We start from the raw sequence: 11,681 nt of genomic DNA on the forward strand, positions 1-11,681 counted from the left end.
ACATATCTAGAAACGCTTAAATAGGATACAGAAGGAAGGATGTTCCAATTGTCTTTTACAGCAAATGGTTGAGAGAAGTGCTTCTCAAAAAAGCCTAATTTGCCATTACTTGCACTTGTTCTTGTGTCTACGGCATTAACTCCTATTGAGACTGCCCATGGGTTGTTACTGTCTTGTGCGTGAGAAGTTAAACCCATCACCATTAAAGCAGCAACTAAAAGTTTGTTAAGGTGTTTCATACTTAAATTTGTTAAGTTTTTTAATTAATAAAATTTTGAAGATTAAATCATGTCAAATAGTAAAAAAAGATGCAATCTTTATTTTTGTTTCCATTCGAGTATTTTAATTTTCTTTTATATGTACAAACCGATATAGGTTTGAAATATTCGGTAAAAGTACTGTTTTTTATTAATAAAAAAGCAGTATTTATTTTGCATTAAAACATTTTGTAAAAAACAAAATTTTAATCCCTATTAATTGAGAAATAATGATCAAGCATAAGATTATTGAATTAAAATCGAAAATTATTCAAAAACACAAGGCGTGTGTAATTTTATAAATAGACAATAAATTTAGATTAATGATGATGTATTTACTCAAACACGTTTTTGTTTGCGTTTTATAAATAAAAAAAAGCCGTTCAATTAAGAACGGCTTTTTAAAATATTTTTTTTTAATATTATTTGATATTAACTTTCATTCCATCAACACCACCAACATAAATAACTTCTGTTCTTCTGTTTGTAGCTCTACCTTCTTTAGTTTTATTAGAAGCAACTGGTTGCGTTTCTCCATAACCATGAGACTCTAAATTAGCAGCAGAAATTCCTCTTGCAATTAAAGCGTCAACAACAACTTTAGCTCTATCTTCAGAAAGTTTTTGGTTTAATTTGTCAGAACCTGTACTATCAGTGTGACCATTAATACTGAATTTAGCAGTTGGGTAGTTTTTTAGTATTTCTTTGATAGCATCTAATCTAGTAGAGTTTTCACCTTTTCTAGCATCGCTTAAAGTAGCTTTACTTGATGTAAAATAAATAGCTCTTGCATTAACTCTAAGTGCTTCAACATCAGTTTGAGTTAGTTCTGGACACCCTTTGTTGCTAGCAGGACCAGCCACTATAGGACAATCATCTTCAGTATCTGGAACACCATCTTTGTCTGCATCTAATATTGGACATCCTTGGTTAGCTATAGGGCCAGCTACAGTAGGACATTTGTCATCTTTATCAGCAAGACCATCTCCGTCAGTATCAGGACATCCTTTGAAAGCAGCTAAACCAGCAACTTCAGGACAAGCATCATCTTTATCAGCAATTCCGTCTCCATCAGTATCAGGACAACCGTTCAAAGCAGCTAAACCAGCAACTTCAGGACAAGCATCGCTACCGTCAATGATTCCGTCTCCATCTGTATCAGGACAACCGTTGAATTGTTTCAAACCAGCAACTTCAGGACAAGCGTCGTCTTTGTCATAAATACCATCTCCGTCTGTATCTTTTCCTCCAAATTTGAAAGTAAGACCTAAAACGTGTTGTACATATGAAGGAGAATCAATTACTCCCATATTATCTTCTCTATCTCCAAACGATTTTTTGTAAGTAGAAGAGAAAGAAAGACCTACATTTTCAGTAAACCATAGTGTCAAACCTAAACCCATATTTACAGTACCATAGCTATCTTTTCCTAGGAAAGTATAACCACCACCAACATGAAGATCTGGATCGATTACTTTTGATTTAATTAATTCCATGAAACTGTATTTTACGGTACCATCAACACCATAATACATTAAATCACCAGGATTAGTTACATAGATAAATCTTGAATCTCTAATAGCGGCATGACTATTTGAAATATCATAATAAACAGCTTTAGTGATTTTGTTAACAGATCCAGCAAGTCCGAAAGTAAATCCAGAGCCTACATATCTAGAAACGCTTAAATAGGATACAGAAGGAAGGATGTTCCAATTGTCTTTTACAGCAAATGGTTGAGAGAAATGCTTCTCAAAAAAGCCTAATTTGCCATTACTTGCACTTGTTCTTGTGTCTACGGCATTAACTCCTATTGAGACTGCCCATGGGTTGTTACTGTCTTGTGCGTGAGAAGTTAAACCCATCACCATTAAAGCAGCAACTAAAAGTTTGTTAAGGTGTTTCATACTTAAATTTTTTAATTACAATTTAGTTAATTACAGGCAAAAGTAATACGTAATTTTTAAAATACAAAATGAAATGTTAAAAAAAACCTACAAACTGAAAAAAATTTAACTATTAAAGCAATTTAAGTTCGTTTCCTACGGCTATAAATGCTTCTATTGCGGTATCTAAATGCTGTTTTGTATGACTTGCAGATAGTTGCACTCTAATTCTAGCTTTCTCTTTTGGCACTACAGGAAAAAAGAACCCAATTACATAAATCCCTCTTTTTAATAATTCATTTGCCATATTTTGTGCTAATTTGGCTTCATAAAGCATTACAGGAACAATTGCGGAGTCACCATTTATGATGTCAAAACCTGCTTTTATCATTCCGTTTTTGAAATAATTGGTATTCCATTCCAGTTGGTCTCGCAAAGAATTGTCTTTTTCTAGCAATTCGAAAACCTTTATAGATGCTCCAACTATTGCTGGTGCTAACGAATTGGAAAATAAATACGGTCTGGAACGCTGCCGCAAAATTTCAATAATTTCTTTCTTGGCAGTTGTATAACCCCCCATTGCTCCACCAAGTGCCTTGCCTAAAGTGCCTGTTATGATATCAACTCTACCCAATACTCCTTTGGCTTCTAGTGTTCCTTTGCCCGTTGCACCTATAAAACCGGCAGCATGACATTCATCGACCATGACCATTGCGTCGTATTGATCGGCTAGATCGCAAATTTTATCTAGCGGTGCTACCACGCCATCCATAGAGAAAACGCCATCGGTAACTATGAGTTTAAAACGAGTTCCTTTTTGGGTAGCTGCTATTAATTGCTTTTCGAGATCCTCCATATTCGAGTTTTCGTATCGATATCGTGCCGCTTTACACAAACGAACCCCATCAATTATTGAAGCATGATTCAAACTGTCCGAAATGATACAATCCAATTCGCCTAACAAGGGTTCAAAAACGCCGCCATTGGCATCAAATGCTGCGGCATACAATATTGTATCTTCGGTGCCGTAGAAATCAGCTATTTTTTTTTCTAATTTTTTATGAATATCCTGCGTGCCACAAATGAATCGCACCGATGACATTCCAAAACCATGCGAATCCAAAGCGTCTTTTGCCGCTTGAATTACTTCGGGATGTGACGACAATCCAAGATAATTATTAGAACAAAAATTCAAAACCGTTTTGCCATTTACAATGATTTCGGCTCCTTGTGGCGAAGTAATAATTCGCTCCGATTTGAAAATTCCGTTGTCTTCTATACTTTGAAGTTCGGATTGCAAGTAGTGTTGAATTTTTCCGTACATGATTTTAATTCTTTTGGTTTACAATTTAAAGTGACACATTGAACAATACAAAAATACGTTTTTGTAGCTTCCAATTTCTTTCTTTGGTGACTAGGATGCTAAATTTACAACAGCAATTTTTGCTCCTATATATACAAGTGCTTTCTTGACCACTTTCAAACCCATTTTTTCAATGGCTTGTTGGTAGTTTTCTAATTGCGTTTGGTATTTGGGCTGATGGCTTCCCGTTTTATAATCTAACAGAAAAACGTCTCGCTTTTTGGTCACCACCATTCGGTCTGGCTTGATGGTAGTTCCTTCTTTTTGAATAATTGTTTGCTCATTCAGCACTTCATTTCCAGCTTCAAAATAGCTAGAAAGTTCCGGATGATTTACAATTTCTAAAATCGTTTTAGCAACGGTTTCCTTTTGATTAAAAGTAATCAACCCGTTTTCGATGGCTTTTGTAATGGCCAAATCCACGTCGGTTTTGGTTTTTACAAACGATAAAATTTCGTGAATTACATTACCGTATTCAATGGCTTCTTGCTGATGCGTTCCCCACATGAGCGATTCGCGTTGGGCAATTTTTATGTTTTTGGGGTCTAAAATTCTAGAAACAAACGGAATCACTTTTAGTTCTTTTAATTTTTGACTTTCGGCTGACAATTTTTTAGATTCTCCAAAATGGTATTCCAATTGGTCCTCGCTATAAAGTTGCAAATGAATTAAATAATGAATAAAAAAAGTAGCCATATTATTAGGGAAAACGCCTTCTTTATTGGGTTTGAAATTTTGCGAAATGACATACAATTGCTCCTCGGCTCTGGTCAAAGCCACATACAAAACATTAATATTATCCAGTAATTGCTCCTCTATTTTTTGATCGTAAACCAATTTTGCTTCTTTGCCAAAACCTTCTACCGCTTTGCTATTATCAATCAAAACTTTAGGTAAATTGATATTTTCTTCCTCAAAATTTATCCAAAGTTTATCCTTTCTTTGGGAACTATAATTTTCTTCTGCAAAAGGGAAAATCACCACAGGAAACTCCAATCCTTTGGATTTGTGAATGGTCATAATATGAACGGCATCGCTTCCTTCTGGCGATGGAATTCGGAATTTCTCGGAGTTTTTGCTCCAAAAATCCAAAAAGTCAACGATTCCTGCTTGGTTGCGAATGTCTCTTTCGAGAACAATATCTAGAAAATGTTGCAAATACGCATTTCCATTTTTTAGGGTCAAAAATTTTGAAATTATGATTTCTACCGCTTCATAAAGTGCTTTCTTGCGCATGTTTTCAAAGGTTAATTCAATGTCAAATTGAAGCAACCATTGCTCAAAATCGGATTCCTTTACTTGTTTCATTCCTTCCGAAATAAAATCATGAATTCCCATTCCTGTTGTATTATTTTGAGCTAAATATTCCAAGAAATACGCCTTTGATTCTAAATCGGCATTGTTATTCAAATATTTTAATAAATGAATGATGAAGCGAACTTCGGTGGCATTTTGAATCAACAAAGTCTCGGACGAAAGTATGGGAATGCCTTGCTCGATAAGGTAATTGGCAATGGCAGTTCCGTTTTTTTTATGCCGAATCAAAACGGCTATATCGCTGTATTTGAACCCTTTTTGACGTACTTTTATAATCGTATTTAAAGTCCCCAAAACATACAAATCGGTTTTGTCTAAAGCTTCCTCATCGTCATCGTCTGTTTTTTCGATTTCTGGTAAAAAAGAAATATTCACATAACCGCCCGTTTTGGAATTTGGTTTTTGATGGCTGTGATTTTCATATAAATCCTTGTAATCTTCCTCCTTAAAATCTGCTGACAAAAGCTTAAAAAACCGGTTGTTGAAAGCAATCACTTCGGAGTAACTGCGGTAATTTTTATCGAGATGTTCCAGTACTTTCTCGGGATTATTAAATGGATTTTGGTCTTTGCTCAAGGCAATAAATTGTTCCGCTTTGCCACCACGCCAGCGGTAAATAGATTGTTTAGGATCGCCCACAATCATCAACGTTCCTTTTTCGCCATCAATTTCGCTGGATGTGGCGTTGTCAATAAGCGGAATCAGGTTTTGCCATTGCATCTCGGACGTGTCCTGAAATTCGTCTATAAAAAAATGGCGGTAGCGTTCGCCCAATCGTTCGTAAATAAAAGGGGCAGGCTGGTTTTGAATTTCCCTGTAAATAATAGCGTTGAATTTCGAGATAGAAAGCACGTTTTGTTCCTCTTGAATTTTAGCCAATTCGTTGCTAACGGTGTTCAATAACGACAAAGGCGTGATGTTTTTCAGGAACGCCTTATAAAAATTTATCTTTTCAAAAGCTTTATAAATACGAGCTAAAAACTGCAATAAATCAGGAATTATGTTTTCGATAATCGCTCTGTCTTTGGCGGTTTTATTGATTTTTATGTCGTCAAATTCGTGGTAGGTTTTGTTTTTAGGATTGAATTTTCCTTCTTGAATGCTCAATAAATGCTTGGGAAAATGTCCTGCCGAAAAGGATTTAATATCAATACCATTTTTATCTATAAGCGCTAATGCTTCGGTGGCAAAATCGGCACTTTCCTTTTCTAAAACGGTACACAGTTTTGCTAATTTGGTTTTAATTTCGATAAAATCACCAATGGATTTGTCCTGAAAATGGGTAATTTCGTTTCTGTTATTTTCGTTCAAAACCAACCGTCCTGTTTCGAGAATTTCTCGTGAAATATCCCAAGATTTATCGTCATCGGTTTTTTCCATCGTGAAATCAATGAGCAATTTGGTCAAGGTTTCATCCTCGCCAGCTTGTGCTATGATGGCATCAACGGCTTCAATAAGAAGATTTTCGGTGTCTAAAGTCACTTCAAAAGTCATGGGTAAACCCAAATCATGGGCAAACGCCCGAATGACTTTGTGCGTAAATTTATCGATGGTCGAAATATCAAAAGCAGCATAATTATGAATGATATGCTTGATTATTTGTTGGGATTTGGTCTTGATTTGAATAATCGAAAGCTCCGTGTCAACGGCTAAATCTTGCATCAAATCCTGTGCTTTTTCGCTAGGTTCGTCCTTGGCAAATTCAGATAAACTGCCTACGATTCTGGACTTCATTTCGTGAACCGCTTTGTTGGTAAACGTTATGGCCAGAATGTTGCGGTAGGCATCATTTTTTTTGGCAACAAGAATAATTTTAAGGTATTCTTTGACCAGTGCGTAAGTTTTTCCGGATCCCGCCGAGGCGTCGTATATGGAGAAGGAGGGTCTTTGCATCTATATTTTTGATTGATGATTAATGATTTTAGATTTTTTTGTATCAAATACCCTAGCCCTAATGGAAGTGAAAATCCTCATGAGTCGGGTTTCGGCTCATAAGATTACGTCACTTTGCGTTTATTTTCAAGGAGTTCAGTGAACTTCGTTTGTAGCATACAGCAGGAAATAGCTTGAAAAAACGCAACTATCCCTAGGTTGCTTTTAAAATTTGTTCGAATAAAATTTAAAAGTAGTATTTTTGCAGCATGGAAACAAATAGACAGAAAAAAATAGGCGGTGTGATCCAAAAAGATTTGGTTGACATTTTGCAAGGTGAAGTGAGAAAAAACGGAGTTACAAATTTGATAATTTCGGTATCCAAGGTAGTTGTAACTTCTGATTTATCAGTAGCGACGGTACATTTAAGCATTTTTCCGCAGGAGAAAGCCAAGGAAACTTTGGCAGCGATTAAAACCAATTCGACTTTGATAAAACATGATTTATCGCAACGGGTGCGCTTGCAATTGCGCAAAGTACCTAATTTGGTTTTCTTTATTGATGACTCTTTGGACTACATCGAGAAGATTGACAATGCTTTGAAAAACCAAGAAAACCCTATTGAAAACAGGGATTTACTAGAAAAACGCAGACATTCTTAAACTTGAATTTTCCCCTTTACATAGCCAAACGGTATATTTTTAGCAACAGCAAAAATAATGCTATCAATATCATTAATCGTATTGCTAGCATGGGAATTATTGTGGGTGCCATGGCTTTGTTTGTGGTATTGTCGGTTTTTAGTGGTTTAAAAGTTTTTAGTCTTTCGTTTACCAATGCTATTGATCCGGACTTAAAAATAAGCAGTACGTTGGGGAAATCGTTTTTGGTTTCGCCCCAACAAGAAAACCAAATTAAGCACATTGAGGGTGTGGCATCCTACACCAAAATCATCGAAGAACGGGTTTTGTTTACCTTTAATGGCAAGCAGGAAGTAACGTACTTGAAAGGAGTTGATGCTAATTTTACGAAAGTAAATGCGATTCAACAAAAACTTTTCAACGGGCAATGGTTCAAACCCGATACCTACCAAGTGGTTGTTGGGTACGGAATTGCCCAAAAATTTTCGATGGGATTGTTGGATTTCAATAATTTACTCGAGGTGATGGCGCCAAAACCCGGAAAAGGAGCAATCGAAAATCCGCAAGATGCCTTCAACACCACTGATTTGCTGCCTGTGGGGATTTATGCCATCAGCGAAGACTTGGATTCGAAATATGTTTTTGCCGACTTGGGTTTGGCGCAAGAATTACTGCAATACCAAACCAACCAGATTTCGGGAATGGAGTTTAAGACAAAAATAGGTGCCGATGAAAGTGCTATTACCACTAAACTTCAAACAATTTTCAATCGGAAAATAAGAGTAAAAAATAGAGCGCAACTCAATGAATCGCTTTATAAAATGTTGAATACCGAGAATATTGCGGTGTATTTAATTTTTACTCTTGTTATTATTGTGGCACTTTTTAACTTGATTGGTGCCTTAATCATGATGATTTTGGACAAAAAAGGAAACCTAAAAACCTTGTTCAATCTAGGGACAGAAATCAAAGATTTACGAAAAATATTCCTGCTTCAAGGCACTCTGTTGAGTGTTTTTGGCGGTATTATTGGGTTGGTTTTAGGGATTCTAATTGTGCTATTGCAAGAGCATTTTCAATTGATTATGATTACACCTACGCTAGCATATCCTGTAGTTTTTACACTAGAAAACGTGTTGCTTGTTATGGGAACTATTGTTATTCTTGGGTTTATTGCATCGTTGATTGCGAGCAGTAGAGTGAGTAAAAAGTTGTTGGATTGAGGTTTCACCGCTGATTTTCTGTGAAGATTTCACTTTAATTTTGACAGTGTTTTTTAAGTGAATCAAAAAAAAGCAATTAAGGATATGGATTTAAAATAGTTGCTATTTTAAACCACTTCATATCCTGCGTAAGCCTCTTCGATTTCATTCAAAACGGCAAATAATTCTTCTGGATGGTCTAGGGTTACTAGTTTTAGTTTGAAAGCTTTAAAAAAATTGAATCCTATTTCAAATAAAGCCCAATAACCATTAGGGATAGAGCAAAAAACATTCCTATAAACCATTTTAAAAGTTCCGTTTTATTCTGCTCCATTTTCAATTCGAGTTTTAAAAAATCCTCTCTTACGGAGCTTTTGAAGTCAATATTTTCGTACTTTATATCGTTCTGAACTTCCTCTTTTATCGCTTCTGCAAATTCTTTTGCTTTAGCATCAGTTAGGTGAAATTCAGTTTTTAAAAAATTATATAAATTAAGATTTACCGTACTCATTTTTTATCTCTTTAGATTGCACAAATATAATGAAAATTAGAAAACAAAATTTAGTTTTTCAAATTTTAAACCACTTCGTATCCAGCGTATTCAGCTTCAATCTCATTCAAAACGGCAAATAATTCTTCGGGATGATCTAGGGTTACTAGTTTTTGTTTGAAAGGTTTAAAAGAATGAATTCCTTTGAAATAATTGGTGTAATGAGGACGCGTTTCAACAATACCCAAACGTTCGCCTTTCCAATCCATTGCCCAAGTGAGGTGATTTCGCACGGCTTCGGCTCTGTCGGCAACGGTGGGTTTTGCAAGATGTTCGCCCGTTTTGAAGAAATGTTTGATTTCGTTAAAAATCCAAGGATAACCAATAGCGGCACGACCAATCATAATTCCGTCGATGCCGTATTCGTTTTTATATTCTAAAGCTTTTTCGGGAGAATCGATATCTCCGTTACCAAAAATGGGCATGGTAATTCTCGGGTTGTTTTTGACACGGGCAATGTGTGACCAATCGGAATGGCCTTTGTACATTTGGGCACGAGTACGGGCGTGAATGCTCAATGCGGCTACGCCTATATCCTGCAAACGCTCGGCAACTTCATCAATATTAATAGAATTGTCATCCCAACCCAAACGGGTTTTTACCGTTACGGGCAAATGGGTGCTGTCGATAACGGCTTGCGTTAAGCGAATCATTAAATCAACGTCCTTAAGGACTCCTGCTCCAGCGCCTTTACAAACTACTTTCTTAACAGGACAGCCAAAGTTGATATCAATCAAATCGGGGTTTACGGTAGAAACTATCTTTGAAGAAAGTGCCATTGCCTCTTCGTCTCCACCAAAAATTTGGATTCCAACTGGGCGTTCGTAATCGAAAATGTCTAATTTCATTCGGCTTTTGATGGCGTCACGAATAAGTCCTTCGGAAGAAATAAATTCGGAATACATCATATCGGCTCCGTGTTGTTTGCACAATCTGCGAAATGGAGGGTCGCTTACATCTTCCATAGGTGCTAACAGTAGGGGAAATTCGGGTAATATAATGTTGCCAATCTTGATCATCGTCCTTAATTTTTTGCAAAATTACAACTTTTAGACTTAAAAAAACGGACTAACAACAATGGACTGATATTGTGGTGTTAAAGATTATTAAAAAGGCGGTTTAAATTTACGAAACCCTAAACTTCGCAATTCAATTCGTCTTCTACTACTTTTCGCAATTCTTTTCTTTTGGGCAAATGCAATTAAACGATTATCTAGGTTTCTAATTGTTGCGACGCTGACGCACTAATTGATGTTTGCTTATTTTTAGTCTCTTGAAAAAGGTGCGGAGCTACCATACTTATTGGATAAGTTAAATAAAACTGTCTAAAACGCGTGTTGTCAATAAGGTTAAAACCCTTTACCATTAAATTAAATGTCCGTTTCCCCTTTACTTAACTTTTCAATCTCTTTCTTCACTTCGTCTATCAATTGTTGTTCGGTTGGCAAATACAATTGGTATTTACTGGCTATAATTTTCGAATTGTTCTCGGGCAATGTTATTTTTACTACTGCATCGTTTTTGTCGGTACACAACAAAATTCCGATGGTTGTGTTTTCAAATTCCTGCTTTTCATATCGGTCATAATAATTGACATACATTTGCAATTGTCCAATATCCTGATGTGTGAGTTTTGTAGTTTTTATTTCTATTAGAACAAAACATTGTAATAATCGATTAAAGAAAACAAGGTCTATAAAAAATTCGTCACCCTCTATGTGAATTCGTTTTTGTCGTGCCACAAATGCAAAACCATTGCCTAGTTCTAAAATAAAATCCTGCAAATGAGTAATAATGGCAGTTTTTAAGTCTTTTTCATAGTAGGCACTTTCTCTTTTAAGGCCTAAAAATTCCAATACCATCGGGTCTTTGATGATTTCTTTGGCATCTGTAGGGTATTTTTCTTCACGTGCTACCGCCAACACATCTTTTATATTATTGCTTAACAAAAGACGTTCAAAAAGCTGGCTATTTACTTGTCTTTCCAATTGCCTTGCTGTCCAATTATTTTTTGTCGTTTCGGCTATGTAAAATTCTCTTTTATCTTCATTATCAATGCGAATAAGCATACGATAATGTGTCCAGCTGAATTGTGAACGCAGTGCGTTCACAATTGGAAAAATGCGAAAGAACTGTCGGAATAAGTTTAGTTGCCTATATGAAAAACTCGAACCATATTCAGGTTCGAGTGTGTTTGCTAACGATTTTATAAGAAAATCACCATAGCCCGCCCTTTCTCTTCCTTGCTGTTCTTCCTCAAAAATCACCTTGCCAATTTGCCAGTACATCAACACTCTTTCGGTATCGACAGAACGAATGGCTCTATCTCTTGCCGTAGCAATGATAGCGTGTATTTCGTGTATGAGTTCTTTTTTTAATTCCATTTTTAATTTTTTTATCGATTACCATTCACAATCTTCTTCCCCTTCTCCACTAATCCCATAAACCATTGTGCCCACATTATCTATTATACGAATTGTCATCTTTGTCTTTGCCAAAAATCCATTGACCAATACTTTTACCGAATAACCATCCCCCACCAACCAAAACAACAAATAACACCAAAATAAATAGTAGTGCTCCCATAACTTTT

At 36.0% G+C, this 11,681-nt stretch carries 9 protein-coding genes and 1 pseudogene; 2 read left to right on the forward strand and 8 right to left on the reverse strand.

Annotated features, from left to right (window positions below; genetic code table 11):
* The 4 genes and pseudogenes from FNW21_RS13445 to FNW21_RS13460 form a co-directional block, all read right to left on the reverse strand.
* Positions 1–239 (reverse strand): annotated as a pseudogene (locus FNW21_RS13445) (OmpA family protein); the annotation flags it as partial.
* 440 nt (positions 240–679) lie between these two features.
* Positions 680–2,164: an OmpA family protein gene (locus FNW21_RS13450; RefSeq protein ID WP_144257277.1), complete on the reverse strand. Its 1,485-nt coding sequence runs from the start codon at positions 2,162–2,164 to the stop codon at positions 680–682.
* A 112-nt stretch (positions 2,165–2,276) separates the two neighbouring features.
* Entirely contained in the window at positions 2,277–3,467 is a 1,191-nt protein-coding gene (gene kbl, locus FNW21_RS13455; RefSeq protein WP_144257278.1) for a glycine C-acetyltransferase, read from the reverse strand.
* A gap of 90 nt (positions 3,468–3,557) precedes the next feature.
* Positions 3,558–6,716, reverse strand: coding sequence for a UvrD-helicase domain-containing protein (locus FNW21_RS13460; RefSeq protein ID WP_144257279.1), 3,159 nt, complete (start codon positions 6,714–6,716; stop codon positions 3,558–3,560).
* 248 nt (positions 6,717–6,964) lie between these two features.
* On the opposite strand from FNW21_RS13460, the gene rbfA reads away from it, so the two are divergent.
* Together rbfA and FNW21_RS13470 are read left to right on the forward strand one after the other, a co-directional pair.
* Entirely contained in the window at positions 6,965–7,357 is a 393-nt protein-coding gene (rbfA, locus tag FNW21_RS13465) for a 30S ribosome-binding factor RbfA (RefSeq protein ID WP_144257280.1), read from the forward strand.
* Positions 7,358–7,359: 2 nt separating this feature from the next.
* Positions 7,360–8,559, forward strand: coding sequence for an ABC transporter permease (locus FNW21_RS13470; RefSeq protein ID WP_144257281.1), 1,200 nt, complete (start codon positions 7,360–7,362; stop codon positions 8,557–8,559).
* Positions 8,560–8,666: 107 nt separating this feature from the next.
* Here the strand turns inward: FNW21_RS13470 and FNW21_RS13475 are convergent, their stop codons facing one another.
* The 4 genes from FNW21_RS13475 to FNW21_RS16710 all read right to left on the reverse strand — a co-directional run bounded on the left by FNW21_RS13475 (position 8,667) and on the right by FNW21_RS16710 (position 11,674).
* Positions 8,667–8,843 carry a hypothetical protein gene (locus tag FNW21_RS13475; protein WP_185963934.1) on the reverse strand — a complete coding sequence of 59 codons (177 nt, stop codon included), beginning with the start codon at positions 8,841–8,843 and terminating at the stop codon, positions 8,667–8,669.
* Between the two features lie 271 nt (positions 8,844–9,114).
* On the reverse strand, positions 9,115–10,107 hold the full coding sequence (gene dusB, locus FNW21_RS13485; RefSeq protein ID WP_144257283.1) for a tRNA dihydrouridine synthase DusB: 993 nt from the start codon (positions 10,105–10,107) through the stop codon (positions 9,115–9,117).
* A 351-nt stretch (positions 10,108–10,458) separates the two neighbouring features.
* On the reverse strand, positions 10,459–11,472 hold the full coding sequence (locus FNW21_RS13490) for a PDDEXK nuclease domain-containing protein (RefSeq protein WP_144257284.1): 1,014 nt from the start codon (positions 11,470–11,472) through the stop codon (positions 10,459–10,461).
* A gap of 76 nt (positions 11,473–11,548) precedes the next feature.
* Positions 11,549–11,674 (reverse strand): hypothetical protein, encoded by a 126-nt coding sequence (locus tag FNW21_RS16710; protein ID WP_262710627.1) that lies wholly within the window; start codon positions 11,672–11,674, stop codon positions 11,549–11,551.
* Positions 11,675–11,681 lie beyond the last annotated feature (7 nt).

It is taken from the genome of Flavobacterium restrictum (assembly GCF_007097245.1).
In the GTDB taxonomy this organism is placed as follows: Bacteria; Bacteroidota; Bacteroidia; order Flavobacteriales; family Flavobacteriaceae; genus Flavobacterium; species Flavobacterium restrictum.